We start from the raw sequence: 17,110 nt of genomic DNA, 5'->3' as shown, positions 1-17,110 counted from the left end.
AATACCCGCGCCGCGACCGGCACCAGCCGTCGCGGCGTTTTGCCATTTACACCACCGTCACTACGCTTGGCGGTGCTGACATCATTGAGTAAGGAGCGCATTCATGGCTGTTGGTCTTGGTCCTTTGCCAACGTTGCACCCGGTCGCCGGTTTTGAACTCGGTATCGCTTCGGCCGGCATCAAGCGCCCGGGGCGCAAGGATGTCGTCGTGATGCGCTGTGCCGAAGGTTCTACCGTGGCGGGCGTGTTCACGTTGAACGCTTTCTGTGCAGCGCCGGTGATCCTGGCCAAGAAACGCGTGCAGAACGCTGTGCGCTACCTGTTGACCAACACCGGCAACGCCAACGCGGGCACCGGCGAGCCGGGCCTGGCCGCCGCCGAGCGTACGACCGCGAAGCTGGCCGAGCTGACCGGCGTCGATGCCAGCCAGATTCTGCCGTACTCCACCGGCGTGATCGGCGAGCCGCTGCCGGTCGAGAAGATCGAAGGCGCCTTGCAGGCCGCGCTGGACGATCTGTCGGAAAACAACTGGGAAGCCGCCGCCACCGGCATCATGACCACCGACACGCTGCCAAAAGGCGCCAGCCGCCAGTTCCAGCATGACGGCGTGACCATCACCGTCACCGGCATCAGCAAAGGCGCGGGCATGATCCGTCCGAACATGGCGACCATGCTCGGTTACATTGCCACCGACGCCAAAGTCTCCCGCGACGTGTTGCACAACCTGATGCTGGACGGCGCCAACAAGTCGTTCAACCGCATCACCATCGACGGCGACACCTCGACCAACGACTGCTGCATGCTGATTGCTACCGGCAAGGCTGCGCTGCCGGAAATCACCCGTGCCGAAGGCGAGCTGTTCACCAAGCTGAAACAGGCCGTGTTCGAGGTGTGCATGGACGTGGCTCAGGCCATCGTGCGTGACGGCGAAGGCGCGACCAAGTTCGTGACCGTTGAAGTCAACGGTGGCGGCAATCACCAGGAATGCCTGGACGTCGGTTATACCGTGGCGCACTCGCCGCTGATCAAGACTGCACTGTTTGCCTCCGACCCGAACTGGGGCCGTATCCTCGCCGCCGTGGGCCGTGCAGGTGTACCGGATCTGGACGTGAGCAAGATCGACGTGTTCCTCGGCGATGTGTGCATCGCCAGCCGTGGCGCCCGCGCCGCGACCTACACCGAAGCCCAGGGCTCGGCGGTGATGCAGCAGGAAGAAATCACTATCCGTATCGAACTGGGTCGCGGCGATTGCAGCGAAACCATCTGGACCACCGACCTGTCCCACGAATACGTGAAGATCAACGCCGAATACCGCACCTGATCCCTGCCGAAGAGGGAGGTCTGCGGACCTCCTTTTCTTCTGTCCCATGAAAGGACCCGAACATGAGCCTTCACCTGATCATCGGCGACAAACTGCTTTCCTCCTGGTCCCTGCGCGCGGCACTGGCGCTTGAGCTGACCGGCGCGCCCTACACCGAAGAACTGATCAAGCTCGGCAAACCCGACACCCGCGAGCGGTTGCTCAAGCATTCGCCTACCGGCAAGGTGCCGTTGCTGAAAACCGCCCGTGGCACCGTCGCCGACTCGCTGGCAATTGCCGAATACCTGGCCGAACAGTTTCCTTCCGAGCAACTCTGGCCGACCGACATCGCCGCTCGTGCTCAGGCGCGCTCTGCCTGTGCGCAGATGCACAGCGGCTTCTTTGCCATGCGCAATCACATGCCGTTCAACCTGAGCCACGACGCACCGCTCAATCCGGTGCCGCCGGAAGTGAAGGTCGATGTCGAGCGGATGCTCGCGCTGTGGGCCGAATGCCGGGCGGCGGCGACCGAGGCCGGGCCGTTCCTGTTTGGTCGGGTGTCGCTGGCCGATGCGTTCTTCGCACCGATTGCCGTGCGTCTGCGTACCTATCAGGTGAAGCTGCCGGCCGAAGATGAAGCCTATGTTGAAACCGTCTACCAATGGCCGGCCTTCAAGGCCTGGCAAAAGGCAGGACTGGAGGAGTTGCAGTCGTGAAACGTGTACACGTCGCTGCTGCCGTCATTCGTGACGACAGTGGCAAAATCCTCATCGCCCGCCGTGCTGACACCCAGCATCAGGGGGGGCTGTGGGAATTTCCCGGTGGCAAGGTCGAGGCCGATGAGTCGGTGGAAACCGCGCTGGCCCGTGAGCTGCAGGAAGAACTGGGCATTGTCGTCGGCGCCGCCCGCCCGCTGATCAAGGTTCGCCACGATTACCCGGACAAACAGGTGTTGCTGGATGTCTGGGAAGTCTCGAGCTTCACCGGCGAACCCCACGGCGCCGAAGGCCAGCCATTGGCCTGGGTGTCGGCCAGGGAACTGACGAATTACGAATTCCCGGCGGCCAACCAGCCGATCGTCGCGGCAGCGCGTCTGCCCGCTGAATACCTGATAACCCCGCAAGATCTGGAAACCCCGGCGTTGCTGCGTGGTATCCAGAAAGCGATTGCCGGTGGCATCAAGCTGATCCAGCTGCGAGCACCCAATGGCTATGATCCGAAGTACCGCGATCTGGCGGTGGACGCGGTCGGCCTTTGTGCCGGCAAGGCGCAGTTGATGATCAAGGGGCCGTTCGAGTGGCTGGGGGATTTCCCGTCCGCCGGTTGGCACATCACCTCGGCGCAACTGCGCAAGTACGCGGCCGCAGGGCGTCCGCTACCGGCGGAGCGCTGGCTGGCGGCGTCCTGCCACAATGTTGAAGAGCTCGCGCTGGCCGAGCAGATGGGCGTGGATTTCGTCACCCTGTCGCCGGTGCAGCCGACCCTGACTCACCCGGACGCGCAACCGTTGGGCTGGGAGCAGGCATCGACGTTGATCGAGGGCTTCAGCAAACCGGTATTCCTGCTGGGTGGAGTCGGCCCGGCCGAGCGCGAGAAAGCGTGGAGTGCCGGGGCGCAGGGTGTGGCGGGGATTCGGGCGTTCTGGCCTGGGGTCTGATCTGTATTGAGGCTGATGGCCCCTTCGCGAGCGAGCCCGCTCCCCCAGCTGATCGAGTTCTTCCTGTTGGAATGCAATCAGCTGTGGGAGCGGGCTTGCTCGCGAAGGCGTCCCGACCGTCGCTACTGATCTGAAGGTTTGGTCGCCGGTTGCCACAGAATCTCGGCAATCCCTTGGCGCCGCGCAATCAGCCTTGCCGCCACAAACAACAGATCCGACAAGCGATTGATATAAGCTAGGCCAACCCCGGCCAACGGCTCGATCGCATTCAAATGCTGACAACGACGCTCGGCACTGCGCGCCAGGCTGCGGCAAACATGCGCCTGGGCAATCAGCATCGAGCCGCCAGGCAGAATGAAGTTCTCCAGCGGCCCCAGCTCTTCGTTCCACACATCGATGGCCGCTTCCAGTCGCTCGATTTCTGCCGTGTTCAGCGCCTGATATTCCGGCATTGCCAGCTCGCCACCCAGGTCAAACAGTCGGTGCTGACAAGGCGCCAGAACTTCGATCAACTCGTTGAGCCCGGGGCAGTCTTCGCGCTCGGCAATCAATCCGGCCAGCAGCACGCCGACCTGACTGTTCAGGGTGTCGACCTCGCCAATTGCCTCGATCCGCGGATGATCCTTGGGTACGCGGCGGCCATCTCCAAGTCCGGTTTCGCCTTTGTCGCCGGTGCGGGTGTAAATCTTCGACAAGCGAAAGCCCATGGTTTACCTCGGTAGTTGATTGGTTTCTGCAGCGATGGGGGCCGGTTGCACGAGCGGCAGGCGCAGGGTGAAGCAAGTGCCTTGCCCGGGTGTGGACTGCACTTCCATCTGCCCTTTGTGGTTGTTGGTGATGATGAAGTACGACACCGACAGGCCGAGCCCGGTGCCCTGGCCGATTTCCTTGGTGGTGAAGAACGGCTCGAACGTCCGTTTGCGCACGTTCTCGCTCATGCCGATGCCATTGTCTTCGACCTGAATCTCGGCCCATGGCGGATTGAGTCGGGTGCGCAGAATGATCCGCCCCGGTTCGCTGTCGTCTTCGCGCTGGTGAATCGCTTGCGCGGCGTTTTTCAGCAGGTTGAGCAGCACCTGCTCAAGTTCATTGGCGGTGCCTGGCACAGGGCCCAGTGCCGGGTCGAACTGACGGATGATCGCCTGCCCCTTGAAATCGAAGCCGATGGCCAGGTCGAAATCGTTGCCGGCGATTTCCACGGCCTGATCGATCAGTGCCGGCAGGTCGCATGGCGCCATCTGACGGGTGCTGCGACGGCTGAAACTGAGCATGTGGGTGACGATCTTTGCTGCCCGGGCCCCGGCCTGTTGAATGCCGTCGAGCAGTTGCGGGACTTCCCGGCCTTGCAGGTAGCGGTTCACGGTCTCCAGCTCGATACCCAGTTGCTCGGCCTGTTCGAGGTTCTTCGGCAGGTCGGGCGACAGGCGCCGACGAATGTTTTGCACGTTGTGCAGGATCGCGCCCAGCGGGTTGTTGATTTCGTGGGCCATGCCGGCAGCGAGACCGCCAACCGAGAGCATTTTCTCCGACTGCACCATCATTTCTTCCAGGGACAGGCGCTGGGTGATGTCGTCGATCCGGATCACCACACCACGCCCGGCACCGCCCATCAGCGGGTAGAAGGTCAGGGCGTAGTGCTTGGGCTCGTCGTCCTTGAACCACGTCACTCGCTCGATCTTCGCCACCGTGTGTTGTTCGACGGTCTGCTTGAGTTGCGGCAGAAACGGCTTGAGCGGTTCGAAGGCAAGGAAGATCGGCTGGTTCAGCGCTTCGTCCAGCCGCGTTCCGGAGAGGGCGCTGGCCTCCTGGTTCCACTGGGTGACGTAGAGCTGCTCGTCGAGGGCAATCAGCGCCGAGGGCATGGAGTCGATGATGCTGTTGAGGTAGTTCTGGAAGCCCGTGAGCTTTTTCTCGATCTTGCTGCGCACCTGGACTTCCAGCTCCAGCTTACGGTTGGTGTGGCGGGTTTCTTCGGCCAGGCCCTGTGCCTGATCGTAGGCGGCTTGCGAGTCATCGCGGGCGCGCTTGAGCTGCTGCTCGCGGGCCTCGATGCGTGAAAGCATGGTGTTGAACGCCTCGGCCAGGCTGCCGATTTCGTCGTGGTTGCCACGGGAAGCGCGCAGGGCATAGTTCTCCTCGCGGGTGACCTGGCGGGACAGCTCTTCGAGTTCGTGGATGGGTCGAGTGATCAGGCGCTTGATTTGCCGGGCAATCACCAGCCACAGCAGGACGCTGAAAATCAGGATTCCCAGACTCGCCGTCAGGGTGCCGGTGTAGAACGCCATCGGCAGTTCGCTGCTGGCCACCAGCAGCAGATGACCCGGCGCAGTGCCGGGGCGGGGCAGGGTGATCAGTTGATTGCTGCGAAACTCGGTCAGTTGCCAGGCTTCGATGTGCCGGTAGCGTTCCGGCAGGTTGAGTTTGTCGCCGCGTTGTACCTGCGCAATACGATCACCCTTGCCGTCATACAGGGCAGCGGCTCGCAGCGGCGAGTAGCTGTCGAGCTCCTTGAGCAGGCGTTCGGCGTTCTGCGGTGATTGCAGCGCTTCGGCGATCAGGCTCGGGTTCGCGACCAGCCGGCCAATGGTCTGCAGCGCCTGCGGCGCCATGCTCTCCTGGGAAATGTAATAGGCCGCGCTGATGAAGGTCAGGTTGGCGACCAGTAACACGGTGGTCAACAGCACCAGCAGGGCGGCCAGCAGTTTCTGGCCGACCGGCAGGTTTTCGAGGCGCTGGCGCAATGGCATCGGGGTTATCGCAGCAAAGGAACAAGTGGGCAGCGTAGCCGCTGCTCAGTCGACGGGCAATCCGAGACTGTACAGATGGGCTGTCAGCCGTTGCTGCAATTGTTGTAGATGCGGCAGGTTCAATTGATGGCGTTGCGCGACTTTGCAGGCATGGCCCAACAGATAGCTGATTTCGGTACGGCGCTTGTTGGCCACGTCCTGATACATGGAGGAGAAATTGGCCGCTGTGGCCAGAATGACCCGCTCGACTTCCAGTTGCAGATTGTCCGCTGCCGCCGGCTGACCGCAGCGTTCCAGCAACTCGGTCAACTCGGCGCAGAGTGTGGCGACTTCGCAGTGGTGTTGCTGCAAACCGCCGTTGCGACAGTCATGCAACACGGTCAACGGATTGATCGCGCAGTTGAGCGCCAGTTTTCGCCACAGGCGAGTGAGGATGTCGGCGGTCCATTCGTGGGGGATTTTTGCGGCTTCCAGATCGTCGAGCCAGAGGGGCGCCACGGGATGGCTGACGTCGCCGAGCCAGGTGTAGCCGTGACCGGCGAACACCACGCGCCAGTCACCGTCACGAAACGCGCCTTCGGTGCTCGATGCACTGATGCAGCGTGCCTGCGGGACTTGTGCGGCGACCGCTTCCTGGCTGCCGAGGCCGTTTTGCAGAAGAATCAGTTCTGCGTCTGGCGCCAGACGATGAGCGACACCGGCCACGGCGCTTTGGGCGTCATAGGCCTTGCACGCCACCAGCAAACGACGGATCGGTTCGGGGCTGTCCGGCGTTTCGGCGGGGATGGCATAACGGCTGGCCACGCCTTGTTCCACCAGCGTCAGGCCGCCCGCCGTCGCATAGTCATGCAAACGGTCGATATCGCGCAGGATCAACCGGACAGGCAATCCGGCCCGGGCCAGACGTGTGGCCCAGAGCGTGCCGAGGCTTCCGGCGCCCAGCACATGCCAGGGGGTGGACATCAGTTTTTCACTCGGTAAGGTACAGGCATGCAAGGCTCGCCGTGTCGGTGGGAAAAGACCCGTTATAATGAGCCCGATTTTAACCGCAAGCCAAGCGCGCCGCGTCCTGAACGAGCGCGCCTTTTTATTGGAGAGATTACATGCCGTCGTTCGACGTGGTATCCGAACTGGACAAACACGAACTCACCAACGCGGTCGAGAACGCCGTGAAGGAACTCGATCGTCGTTATGACCTGAAAGGCAAGGGCAGCTTCGAATTCAAGGAAAAGGACCTGACCGTCCACCTGACCGCTGAAGCCGATTTCCAGCTGGAAGCGATGATCGAGATCCTCAAGCTGGCCCTGGTCAAGCGCAAGATCGACGTGCAGTGCCTCGAAGTCAAAGACTCCTTCGCCTCGGGCAAGCTGATGAAGCAGGACGCCGTCCTCAAGGAAGGCATCGACAAGGAACTGGCGAAGAAGATCGTCGGCCACATCAAGGAAGCCAAGCTCAAGGTACAGGCCGCCATTCAGGGCGAGCAGGTGCGTGTGACCGGCAAGAAGCGTGATGACCTGCAGGAAGCCATTGCGGCGCTGCGTGCCAAGGAATTCGGCATGCCACTTCAGTTCAACAACTTCCGCGACTGAGCCACCTCGGTCGGGAACCTCTCGGCGTTTTCAGCGTCCGAGGGCCAAGCAGCGGCAGAAACGATTGAGCCCCAATGGCCTCGGTCTTTCTGCCGTTGATATTTCATAGCCCGGGTAGCCGGAAATCAGGAGATAAAAGATGGATTTGAATGCTGAGGTGGACCACCTGGTCAAGGCGTCCCAGGCGTGGATTCCGATGATCATGGAATACGGCAGCCGTGTACTGCTGGCGGTGATTACGCTGGCGATCGGCTGGTGGCTGATCAACAAGGTCACGCAAAAGCTCGGTGGCTTGCTGGCTCTGCGCAATGCCGACCTGGCGCTGCAAGGTTTCATCAGCAGCCTGGCCAACATCATTCTCAAGGTGCTGCTGATCGTCAGTGTGGCGTCGATGATCGGCGTCGAGACCACTTCGTTTGTCGCGGCAATCGGTGCGGCGGGTCTGGCCATCGGTCTGGCATTGCAGGGCAGCCTGGCGAACTTCGCCGGCGGCGTGCTGATTCTGCTGTTCCGTCCTTTCCGTATCGGTGACTGGATCGAAGCGCAAGGCGTGGCGGGTACTGTCGACAGCATCCAGATTTTCCACACCGTACTGCGTACCGGCGACAACAAGACCATCATCGTGCCGAACGGCAATCTGTCGAATGGCATCATTACCAACACCAACCGTCAGCCAACCCGCAAGGTGGTGTTTGACGTGGGTGTCGATTACGAAGCCGATCTGCAAAAGGCCCGTCAGGTGCTGTTGGATCTGGCCAAGGATGATCGCGTTCTGCAGGATCCGGCGCCTCAGGCGGTCATTTCTACTCTGGGAGACAGTTCGATCACTGTTTCGCTGCGTGTGTGGGTTAAAACTGCGGACTACTGGGATGTGATGTTCATGTTTAACGAACAGTCCCGTGATCGTTTAAAGACTGCCGGCATTGACATTCCGTTTCCACAGCGAGTGATTCGTGTGGTTCAGGAATCGGCGGTGTAATGATAGGTTGCTAATTAATTGCCTGACTTGTTGGTCAGGCATTTATTACAAGTGACAGATAACAAAAAAGGCCCATCCGAAGATGGGCCTTTTTCATTCAACCAAACTAACCACTGACGATTACAAGATGTTCAGTGGGTACTCGGTGATCAGGCGGAACTCTTTAACGTCGCCTTCGCCTTCATCAGCGTTAGCAACGTGCCACGCTTGACGAATACGGAAGGACAGGTCTTTTGCCGGACCGCTTTGAACCACATACTTGGCTTCAAAGTTGGTTTCGTGGTGCTTGCCATCTTCACCGTAGAGACCGGCGTAAGCGCTACCCGCTGGAGTGTGGGTGCCGTCGATATCCCAGCCTTTGACGTAACGAACCATGAAGCTCAGGCCAGGCACGCCGTACTCGGCCATTTTCAGGTCGTAACGGGCTTGCAGGGATTTCTCGCCTGCACCGTTAAAGTCGGAGTACTGGATGGAGTTGGCGAGGAAGATCGAGTCGCCACCACGGTTGTTCTTGCCCACGCCGATGTAGTCGAACGGGGTGTCGCCGTTGACCTTCTGGAAGGCCAGGGTGAAGGTGTGCGCTTTCAGGAACGACAGCGCGGTTGCCAGCGAGAAGGCGGTGTTGCTGATTTCGCCTGCTTTGGCGCTACCGGTGTCGGTGGTGCGGTAGATGTTGAAATCAGTGTTCAACGAAGTGTCACCACCGAATGGCGTGGTGAGGTTCACGTTCGCGTAGTACTGGTTCCAGATGTCTTCCAGCTTGGCGCCGTACAGGGATGCAGTCAGGTTGTCAGTGATGCCGTATTTACCACCGAAGTAGTCGATGTTTTTGGCTTCTACGCCTGCGTAGGTGGCGTAAAGGCCGCCTTCACGAGCGTTTTTGTCCTGGCTGGTAGCCGAGTAGAAGTGACCGGCTTCGAGATCGAGGTCTTTGATTTCACTGCTCTGCAGCTGGAAGCCGCTGGCAGTTTGCGGCAGAACGCGGGAACCACCGACAGCGAACACTGGAGCAGTGCTTGGCTGCTGGTCGCCGATTTTCAGCTCGGTTTTGGAGATGCGGAATTTGATGGCTGCGCCGGCTTTGCCTTGGCTGTCATCAACGTCATGGGCATAGCCGTTGGCTTTGACGGTATTGCTGCGGCTCATGTTACCGGTACCGGAAGTACCGTCACCGCCATCCAGTTTGACCGCCAGGTAACCGAATGCATCGATACCGACGCCTACGGTGCCTTGGGTGTAACCGGAAGTGAAGTTGCCGAGGAAACCCTGGGTCCAGTCTTTCTGGTCGTGGCCGCCGTTCTTGTTGTCGCGGTTGAAGTAGTAGTTCTTCAACGTCTCGGTCAGTTTCGCGTCTTCGACAAAGCCTTTGGCTTCAGACTGGTCACTAACAAAAGGTGCGGCCGTAGCCAATTGAGTACTGGCGGCTGCTGAAACTGCCAGTGCGATCATGCTCCACTTCATCACGCGCATCGTGATTTGCTCCTTTGGTTTTAGAAGAGTACTGCCGTCCCACCTGTTTTATTATCTGGGCGGCTCTTTCTTTTTGTGTCGGCGCAAACTTATATCACGCCGACAATGTTGGCGATACTTGCGCATACAACCTTTCACGTTCTTTACGACGCTGTCGCAAATGGCTTGGTCGATGTCGCAAATTCACAGTACCCATGCAGCCGGGCTGACAACTTTATCGCTGTTTCTGGGCCTTTCTGCATCGGTAAAAAAGAGTCCCTGGCAAAACACTTGAATCTCCATCGGGCAACCCTGCCACTGTTTTTCTTGGGCCTGGCACTGCCACTTCCCGTGGTGTGCTCATAGTCCATTTGAGTATGAATGCAACAAGCGTGCACAAACCGCAAAATGAATGCGGATATTTTTTTCCTTACCCGCCTGTTGCTGTAAAAACCTTGTAATCCCTGGGGCTCAGGCACGTTTTCGATGGGGGTTGACGCGCTTTCTCGCTTGGTGCTGTCACACCTGTTTTCAACCCGCGACAATCAAAAACGTTACCGGTTCACCCTGTCAGTGAGTATTTGGCGGATACCTAAGCCATTGAGCGTAGACGTGCTGTACGGTTTTGGTGCAAATAATTTTTCTGGCTGTACCGAATTCAAACACTTGAGCCCTGTCATGACCCTGAACACAGGGGGGAGCCATGATCATTTCCGCGCGTTACCTGGGTCGGTGGGTCTTGTGCTGGTGCGCGATCTCCAGAAATGCTCCATGTCGGGGCGTTGCTTCGTCGTGAAGGGCCGGGCAATCGAAGGTATGCTGCCGTCCTGTCGTTTAGTGCGCCGTCCCCTCGGGAGGCCCACTAAGCTGAATAATGTCGATCAGCCGGGAGTGCACCCAGTGTTTGCTTTAGATCCACGACTTCAACAGGACACCCTGACCATCGGTGACTTCCCGCTCTGCCGGTTGCTGCTGTCCAATGACGCCAACTACCCCTGGTTCATCCTGGTGCCTCGTCGCGACGATATCAGCGAGTTGTTTCAATTGGATGTCGCAGACCAGCAGCGCCTCTGGCAGGAAACCACCGCGCTGGCCGAAGTGCTCAAGGACTCGTTCGATGCCGACAAAATGAACGTTGCCACCCTGGGCAACGTCGTCAGTCAGCTGCACATGCATGTGATCGTGCGTAAGCGTGATGATGCCGCATGGCCGGCGCCGGTCTGGGGCAAGCATCCTGCTACGCCTTATGGTGCCGGGCAGGTGGCCGCGATCCGCGAGCGACTGCGCCTGGTGCTGGACGAAGATTTCAAGTTTCTGGAGGGCTGAACATGAGCCTGGAACAACGCGTTAACGATCTGGAAAGCCGCCTGGCCTTTCAGGATGACACCATTCAGGCGCTGAACGACGTGCTGGTGACTCAGCAGAATGTGGTGGAGCGTCTGCAGTTGCAGATGGCCGCACTGCTCAAGCGCCAGGAAGAAATGGTCGGCCAGTTCGGATCCTTTGAAGAAGACGCGCCGCCGCCGCATTACTGAGTTTGCGTATTTTGTAAGGGCAATAAAAAACCGCGGACAGCCAGGCTGTTCGCGGTTTTTTCGTTCTGGATCAGCGACGCGGCAGGGCGGCGATCACATCCTCGGCTTGCAGGCCTTTGTCACGGTTCATCACCGAGAACTCCACACGCTGGCCTTCGACCAGGACGCGGTGGCCTTCGCCACGAATGGCGCGAAAGTGCACGAAAATATCATCGCCGGAGTCCCGGGAGATAAAGCCGAAGCCCTTGGAAGTGTTGAACCACTTGACGGTACCGGTATCGCGGTTGCTCATGTCGTAGCTGGTCGGCGCGGCAGCCGGAGATGACCTGTAGAAGCTGACGGCCAGGTGCAGGACCACGGCAACCAGAGCGATCGCCAGGCTGAACAGTACCGCAGGCTGGCCGGCGATGACCGGCATCGGTGCGATCAGGGTCAGGGTTTGCAGCACGACGGTGAGCACCAGCAGGGCGCTGACAAGGTTTTGCAAATGCTGGCGCGGGCCTTTGTTCCAGTAAGGGATCACCGGGGCAATGACCAGGTTCAGCAGGCCGAAAAAGGCCAGGTAAAGTGCATCGGGTTGTTGCAGGTAAGGAACGGCTTCGGATTTCAAGCTGGGTATGAACGACAGCAGCAACGCCGCTGCGCCCATTAGCAGGTGGACGATTTTCAACATTTTTATTGACTCACGTTATGACGGCTCACAAGGAAGAGCTGAAGGCGCACGGTTCGCTTCGAAACTATAAGAGGCGTTGGACACGTGCCCGGTATCAGCCTATGCGCAACACCCGGAAAACGGGGCGTAGCGACACGCTGTCTATTTAACAGCAAAGCCTGCAGCTACTCAAATCACGCCGGCCAGCGGCATGCGTGGGGCGATTTGTCGCCTCTATCGGGTCGATACGGGGGCTGTCAGGCGAGGGTGGCCTTGCTACAGTGCAGCGACACCTGCTGGATGAATTCAATCGCCGTTAGGGGGTAAACATGGCAATCGATATCGGTATCAGTGAAGAGGATCGCAAGTCCATCGTCGAAGGGTTGTCGCGTCTGCTGTCGGACACCTATGTGCTGTATCTGAAAACCCATAATTTCCACTGGAACGTCACCGGTCCGATGTTCCGCACCCTGCACCTGATGTTCGAAGAGCAATACAACGAACTGGCACTGGCCGTGGACTCGATCGCCGAGCGCATCCGGGCCTTGGGCTTTCCGGCACCGGGTGCCTATGCGACCTATGCGCGCCTTTCTTCCATCAAAGAAGAAGTGGGGGTGCCAAGTGCCGAAGACATGATCAGGCAATTGGTCGAAGGTCAGGAAGCGGTCACCCGTACCGCCCGCGGCATTTTCCCGTTGCTTGATAAAGTCAGTGACGAGCCGACCGCTGACCTTTTGACCCAGCGCATGCAAGTCCACGAGAAAACCGCGTGGATGCTCAGGGCGCTGCTCGAAGCCTGATTGCCGGAGGCGCACGGACACGAATTGTGGGGCGTGCGCCTGTTTTGGCCGGGAAAAGGCATTCGCTAATGTAGGAAATGAAGAGAGCGGCTCGCCGCTCCATGATCCTCCTTGCTGCGTTGGCTTATCCTACGCAGACGGACAAAAAGTCGTCTGGATATACCTTTGCCCCTGCGCTTTTAATGAGGTGACAGGATGTTGCCTTGACAAGAGGCAGCGATGGCAAAGGAGTGTCAACGATATGGAAGGTGGAGACAGGCGAGGTGACATCGCCATCGGCTCACGGCAGGACGGAGCCCTGGCGCCGTTTCTTGAAGAGTTCGACATGGCATTGATCCAGCCGCTGGCCCGTTCGGTGCGTTTGAACGGTTTTGCAACCTGCATGCGGCTGGAGCAGGTCTACTGGAATATTCTGGGTCGCATGGCCGAGAACAACAGTTGTTCGGTCGGTGCGCTGTTATCCCGTGTCGATCGCGAGGTGCATTTGCGCCACGGCGGGGTGAAGAACTTCAGCGGCCTTGTACGGGTGCTGTGTGTCGTACATGGCCTGCGTGATGCCCCGGTGTCGGCCGGGGGTTGCCAATGACGTGGCGGCCTGTGCAGTCTTGCGGCTGCACAGGCCGCATTTAATGGATATAATCCCGCTCTTTCGCCACACCGCCCTGCGGGAGCTGGCAATCTGATCGCCGAGACAACTCCATGCCGATGTACGATTACCAATGTGCTTCCTGTGGTCATCAGTTGGAAGCCATTCAAAAGATCAGTGACGCACCACTGGTCGATTGCCCTGCCTGTCAGGCTCCAGAGCTCAGGAAACAGCTGTCCATGCCGGGCTTTCGCCTCAGCGGCAGCGGTTGGTACGAAACCGATTTCAAGACCGGCGCGAAGAAGAATCTGGCCGGTGGCGACAAATCTGACTAGGGTTCAGGCCCAGGTCGAACGACATGCGTGAGTTTCCGGGGCGCTTGAGTGCGACGGGATCTCCACCGAATTTCGAATTACGAGAAGCGAAACCACTACCATGATGCGCAGCCATTATTGCGGCCAACTGAACGAAAGCCTGGAAGGCCAGGAAATTACCCTTTGCGGATGGGTTCACCGTCGCCGCGACCACGGCGGGGTGATTTTCCTCGATATCCGTGATCGTGACGGTCTGGCCCAGGTGGTATTCGATCCGGATCGCGCCGAGAGCTTCGCCGCCGCCGATCGCGTGCGCAGCGAATACGTCGTGAAGATCACCGGCAAGGTGCGTCTGCGTCCGGCCGGTGCCACCAACGCCAACATGGCGTCGGGCATGATCGAAGTCCTGGGCTACGAACTGGAAGTGCTGAACGAGTCGGAAACCCCGCCGTTCCCGCTGAACGAGTTCTCCGATGTCGGTGAAGAAACCCGCCTGCGCTATCGCTTCCTCGACCTGCGTCGCCCGGAAATGGCCGAGAAGCTGCGTCTGCGTTCGCGCATGACCACCAGCATCCGTCGTTACCTCGACGAGAACGGCTTCCTCGACGTGGAAACGCCGATCCTGACCCGTGCGACTCCGGAAGGCGCGCGCGACTACCTCGTACCGAGCCGTACCCACGCCGGTTCGTTCTTCGCGCTGCCGCAATCGCCACAGCTGTTCAAGCAACTGCTGATGGTTGCCGGTTTCGACCGCTACTACCAGATCGCCAAGTGCTTCCGCGACGAAGACCTGCGTGCCGACCGTCAGCCTGAGTTCACTCAGATCGACATCGAGACCAGCTTCCTCGACGAAAAAGACATCATGGGCCTGACCGAAGGCATGATCCGCAACCTGTTCAAGGAAGTGCTGGATCTGGAATTCGGCGAATTCCCGCACATGACCTTCGAAGAAGCCATGCGCCGCTACGGTTCCGACAAGCCGGACCTGCGTAACCCGCTGGAACTGGTAGACGTGGCTGATCAGCTGAAAGAAGTGGATTTCAAAGTCTTCAGCGGCCCTGCCAACGATCCGAAATGCCGTATCGCCGCACTGCGCGTTCCAGGCGGGGCGAGCATGCCGCGCAAGCAGATCGACGATTACACCAAGTTCGTCGGTATCTACGGTGCCAAGGGCCTGGCGTACATCAAGGTCAACGAGCGCGCGGCCGGTGTTGAAGGTCTGCAGTCGCCGATCGTGAAAAACATTCCGGAAGCCAACCTGAACGTGATCCTCGATCGCGTCGGTGCAGTCGACGGCGATATCGTGTTCTTTGGCGCCGACAAGGCCAAGATCGTCAGCGAAGCCCTGGGCGCGCTGCGTATCAAGCTCGGTCACGACCTGAAGCTGCTGACCTGCGAGTGGGCACCGATGTGGGTCGTCGACTTCCCGATGTTCGAAGAGAATGACGACGGCAGCTTCTCTGCTCTGCACCACCCGTTCACCGCGCCGAAGTGCACCCCGGAAGAGCTCGAAGCCAACCCGGCTGGCGCGCTGTCCCGTGCCTACGACATGGTTCTGAACGGCACCGAACTGGGTGGCGGTTCGATCCGTATCCACCGTAAAGAGATGCAACAGGCGGTATTCCGTCTGCTGGGCATCAACGAAGCGGAACAGGAAGAGAAGTTCGGCTTCCTGCTCGACGCGTTGAAGTACGGTGCACCGCCGCACGGTGGCCTGGCCTTCGGTCTGGACCGTCTGGTGATGCTGATGACCGGCGCTCAGTCGATCCGTGAAGTGATCGCTTTCCCGAAAACCCAGAGTGCTGCCGACGTGATGACGCAGGCGCCGGGTGTCGTGGATGCCAAGGCACTGCGCGAACTGCACATTCGTTTGCGTGAAACACCAAAGGCTGAGTAAGACGGGCCTGAAGGCGCATCTTCGGATGCGCCTTTTTTCTTTCTGCAGTGATTGAAAACGAGATTTTTTTGCTGGCCGATGCACCTGCATGGCGGGCATTGTTCAAGAGAATTCGGAGCGAGTTATGGCAGGTCATTCCAAGTGGGCGAACATCAAGCACCGCAAAGAACGCCAGGATGCCAAGAGAGGCAAGATTTTCACCAAGTGGATCCGCGAGCTGACCGTGGCGGCCCGTCAGGGCGGCGGTGATCCGGGCTCCAACCCGCGTCTGCGTCTGGCACTGGACAAGGCGCTGGGCGCCAACATGAGCCGGGACATCATCGATCGTGCCGTGGCTCGTGGCGCCGGCGCTACCGAAGCCGACAACGTTGAAGAACTGACCTACGAAGGTTACGGCCCGGGTGGCGTGGCGGTGATGGTCGAATGCATGACCGATAACCGCAACCGAACCGCAGCAGCTGTTCGCCACGCGTTCAGCAAGTGTGGCGGCAACCTCGGTACCGACGGTTCGGTGGCCTATCTGTTCGAACGCAAGGGCCAGATCAGCTTTGCACCGGGTGTCGACGAAGATGCGCTGACGGAAGCGGCGCTGGAAGCCGATGCAGACGACGTGGTCAGCCACGAAGACGGCTCGATCGATGTGTTCACCTCGTTCACCAGTTTCTACGCGGTACGCAATGCGCTGGAAGCGGCCGGGTTCAAGGGCGATGACGCGGAAATCGTCATGCAGCCGACCACCAGTGCCGAACTGGATCTGGAGGGCGCCGAGAAGGTACTCAAGCTGATCGACATGCTCGAGGACCTGGATGACGTGCAAAACGTCTATTCCAACGCGGATATTCCGGAAGACGTGGCTGCTCAGCTCGGCTGATAACGGCTAGGCTTCAATGTGGGAGCTGGCTTGCCAGCGATGGCGTCGGCACATCAGGTAATGATGGCGCCTGACATTCCGTCATCGCTGGCAAGCCAGCTCCCACATTTGTTTTTGTGTTTTTTCGAACCTGCAGGCTTATGACTTTAATTCTTGGTATCGACCCCGGTTCGCGCATCACCGGATACGGCATTGTTCGCGATACGGGCCGTGGTTGTGTCTACGTGGCTTCCGGCTGCATTCGTACCGGTGCCGGCGAGCTGCATGAACGTCTGCAAATCGTCTATCGCGGTGTACGGGAAATCATCCAGACCTACGGTCCGGTGACCATGGGGATCGAAAAGGTGTTCATGGCGAAGAATGCCGATTCCGCGCTGAAACTGGGGCAGGCCAGGGGGGCCGCTATTGTTGCTGGCGCCGAGGAGAGCCTGGAGATCGCCGAGTACACGGCCACTCAAGTCAAGCAGGCGGTGGTCGGCACCGGCGCCGCGAATAAAGAGCAGGTTCAGATGATGGTCATGCACATGCTGAAACTGACCAGCAAGCCGCAAATCGACGCTTCTGACGCGTTGGCCATTGCCATTTGCCACGCGCACACTCGCTCCAGCCTGTTGCCTCACGGTCTGGGTACCGCACGCAGTCGTGGCGGGCGCCTGCGTCTCTGATAGCATCAGCAGTCAATTTCACGGAATGTGGATTTCGCGCCTGGGTCGTCGGCCGTAAATCCATGTTCT

18 protein-coding genes are annotated in these 17,110 nt (G+C 59.4%); 13 read left to right on the top strand and 5 right to left on the bottom strand.

Going from position 1 to position 17,110, the window contains the following annotated elements; all coding sequences use genetic code 11:
* Positions 1-103: 103 nt before the first annotated feature.
* From argJ to ACSPX5_RS17140, 3 genes are all read left to right on the top strand, one after another.
* Positions 104-1,321, top strand: a complete 1,218-nt coding sequence (argJ, locus tag ACSPX5_RS17150) for a bifunctional glutamate N-acetyltransferase/amino-acid acetyltransferase ArgJ (RefSeq protein WP_169431638.1) — start codon at positions 104-106, stop codon at positions 1,319-1,321.
* A gap of 62 nt (positions 1,322-1,383) precedes the next feature.
* Positions 1,384-2,016, top strand: coding sequence for a glutathione S-transferase family protein (locus ACSPX5_RS17145; protein WP_169431637.1), 633 nt, complete (start codon positions 1,384-1,386; stop codon positions 2,014-2,016).
* Complete coding sequence (locus ACSPX5_RS17140) at positions 2,013-2,957, top strand: Nudix family hydrolase (RefSeq protein ID WP_439819958.1); 945 nt, start codon at positions 2,013-2,015, stop codon at positions 2,955-2,957. The genes ACSPX5_RS17145 and ACSPX5_RS17140 overlap by 4 nt, the downstream gene beginning before the upstream one ends.
* A 122-nt stretch (positions 2,958-3,079) precedes the next feature.
* Here ACSPX5_RS17140 and ACSPX5_RS17135 read toward each other — a convergent pair whose 3' ends face one another.
* The 3 genes from ACSPX5_RS17135 to ACSPX5_RS17125 are packed head-to-tail and all read right to left on the bottom strand — an operon-like array spanning position 3,080 to position 6,667.
* Positions 3,080-3,664: a cob(I)yrinic acid a,c-diamide adenosyltransferase gene (locus tag ACSPX5_RS17135; RefSeq protein ID WP_439819957.1), complete on the bottom strand. Its 585-nt coding sequence runs from the start codon at positions 3,662-3,664 to the stop codon at positions 3,080-3,082.
* A 3-nt stretch (positions 3,665-3,667) separates the two neighbouring features.
* A complete protein-coding gene (locus tag ACSPX5_RS17130; protein WP_169431634.1) occupies positions 3,668-5,704 on the bottom strand; it encodes a sensor histidine kinase in 2,037 nt (678 codons plus the stop codon).
* Positions 5,705-5,749: 45 nt separating this feature from the next.
* Positions 5,750-6,667, bottom strand: coding sequence for a putative 2-dehydropantoate 2-reductase (locus ACSPX5_RS17125; protein WP_169431633.1), 918 nt, complete (start codon positions 6,665-6,667; stop codon positions 5,750-5,752).
* Positions 6,668-6,807: 140 nt separating this feature from the next.
* Between ACSPX5_RS17125 and ACSPX5_RS17120 the strand changes: the two genes are divergently transcribed.
* Both ACSPX5_RS17120 and ACSPX5_RS17115 read left to right on the top strand, forming a co-directional pair.
* Positions 6,808-7,293: a YajQ family cyclic di-GMP-binding protein gene (locus ACSPX5_RS17120; RefSeq protein ID WP_007951218.1), complete on the top strand. Its 486-nt coding sequence runs from the start codon at positions 6,808-6,810 to the stop codon at positions 7,291-7,293.
* Positions 7,294-7,432: 139 nt separating this feature from the next.
* A complete protein-coding gene (locus tag ACSPX5_RS17115) occupies positions 7,433-8,272 on the top strand; it encodes a mechanosensitive ion channel family protein (protein ID WP_207866967.1) in 840 nt (279 codons plus the stop codon).
* A 120-nt stretch (positions 8,273-8,392) separates the two neighbouring features.
* Here the strand turns inward: ACSPX5_RS17115 and ACSPX5_RS17110 are convergent, their stop codons facing one another.
* Positions 8,393-9,742 (bottom strand): OprD family porin, encoded by a 1,350-nt coding sequence (locus ACSPX5_RS17110; RefSeq protein WP_169431631.1) that lies wholly within the window; start codon positions 9,740-9,742, stop codon positions 8,393-8,395.
* An 879-nt stretch (positions 9,743-10,621) separates the two neighbouring features.
* On the opposite strand from ACSPX5_RS17110, the gene ACSPX5_RS17105 reads away from it, so the two are divergent.
* Positions 10,622-11,047, top strand: a complete 426-nt coding sequence (locus ACSPX5_RS17105) for an HIT family protein (protein ID WP_207867036.1) — start codon at positions 10,622-10,624, stop codon at positions 11,045-11,047.
* 2 nt (positions 11,048-11,049) lie between these two features.
* Positions 11,050-11,256 carry a SlyX family protein gene (locus tag ACSPX5_RS17100; protein ID WP_323160700.1) on the top strand — a complete coding sequence of 69 codons (207 nt, stop codon included), beginning with the start codon at positions 11,050-11,052 and terminating at the stop codon, positions 11,254-11,256.
* A 70-nt stretch (positions 11,257-11,326) separates the two neighbouring features.
* On the opposite strand, the gene ACSPX5_RS17095 is transcribed toward ACSPX5_RS17100, so the two are convergent.
* Positions 11,327-11,929 carry a cold-shock protein gene (locus ACSPX5_RS17095; RefSeq protein ID WP_169431628.1) on the bottom strand — a complete coding sequence of 201 codons (603 nt, stop codon included), beginning with the start codon at positions 11,927-11,929 and terminating at the stop codon, positions 11,327-11,329.
* A gap of 308 nt (positions 11,930-12,237) precedes the next feature.
* On the opposite strand from ACSPX5_RS17095, the gene ACSPX5_RS17090 reads away from it, so the two are divergent.
* The 6 genes from ACSPX5_RS17090 to ruvC all read left to right on the top strand — a co-directional run bounded on the left by ACSPX5_RS17090 (position 12,238) and on the right by ruvC (position 17,041).
* Positions 12,238-12,708, top strand: coding sequence for a Dps family protein (locus tag ACSPX5_RS17090; protein ID WP_065258530.1), 471 nt, complete (start codon positions 12,238-12,240; stop codon positions 12,706-12,708).
* A gap of 241 nt (positions 12,709-12,949) precedes the next feature.
* Positions 12,950-13,294, top strand: coding sequence for a ribbon-helix-helix domain-containing protein (locus tag ACSPX5_RS17085; RefSeq protein ID WP_169431627.1), 345 nt, complete (start codon positions 12,950-12,952; stop codon positions 13,292-13,294).
* Positions 13,295-13,407: 113 nt separating this feature from the next.
* Positions 13,408-13,629, top strand: coding sequence for an FmdB family zinc ribbon protein (locus ACSPX5_RS17080; RefSeq protein ID WP_065258528.1), 222 nt, complete (start codon positions 13,408-13,410; stop codon positions 13,627-13,629).
* 100 nt (positions 13,630-13,729) lie between these two features.
* The gene (aspS, locus tag ACSPX5_RS17075; protein WP_085709621.1) at positions 13,730-15,505 is read left to right on the top strand and encodes an aspartate--tRNA ligase; all 1,776 of its coding nucleotides are present in this window, start codon (positions 13,730-13,732) and stop codon (positions 15,503-15,505) included.
* A gap of 124 nt (positions 15,506-15,629) precedes the next feature.
* The gene (locus ACSPX5_RS17070) at positions 15,630-16,376 is read left to right on the top strand and encodes a YebC/PmpR family DNA-binding transcriptional regulator (RefSeq protein WP_003227527.1); all 747 of its coding nucleotides are present in this window, start codon (positions 15,630-15,632) and stop codon (positions 16,374-16,376) included.
* 140 nt (positions 16,377-16,516) lie between these two features.
* Positions 16,517-17,041, top strand: coding sequence for a crossover junction endodeoxyribonuclease RuvC (gene ruvC / locus ACSPX5_RS17065; RefSeq protein ID WP_169431626.1), 525 nt, complete (start codon positions 16,517-16,519; stop codon positions 17,039-17,041).
* Positions 17,042-17,110: the final 69 nt, after the last annotated feature.

The sequence above is a fragment of the Pseudomonas sp. HLG18 genome (genome assembly GCF_051903985.1).
GTDB lineage: Bacteria > Pseudomonadota > Gammaproteobacteria > Pseudomonadales > Pseudomonadaceae > Aquipseudomonas > Aquipseudomonas fluorescens_BT.
Note: the sequence above shows the minus strand (reverse complement) of the source record. Positions and strands in the feature narration are given on the sequence as shown.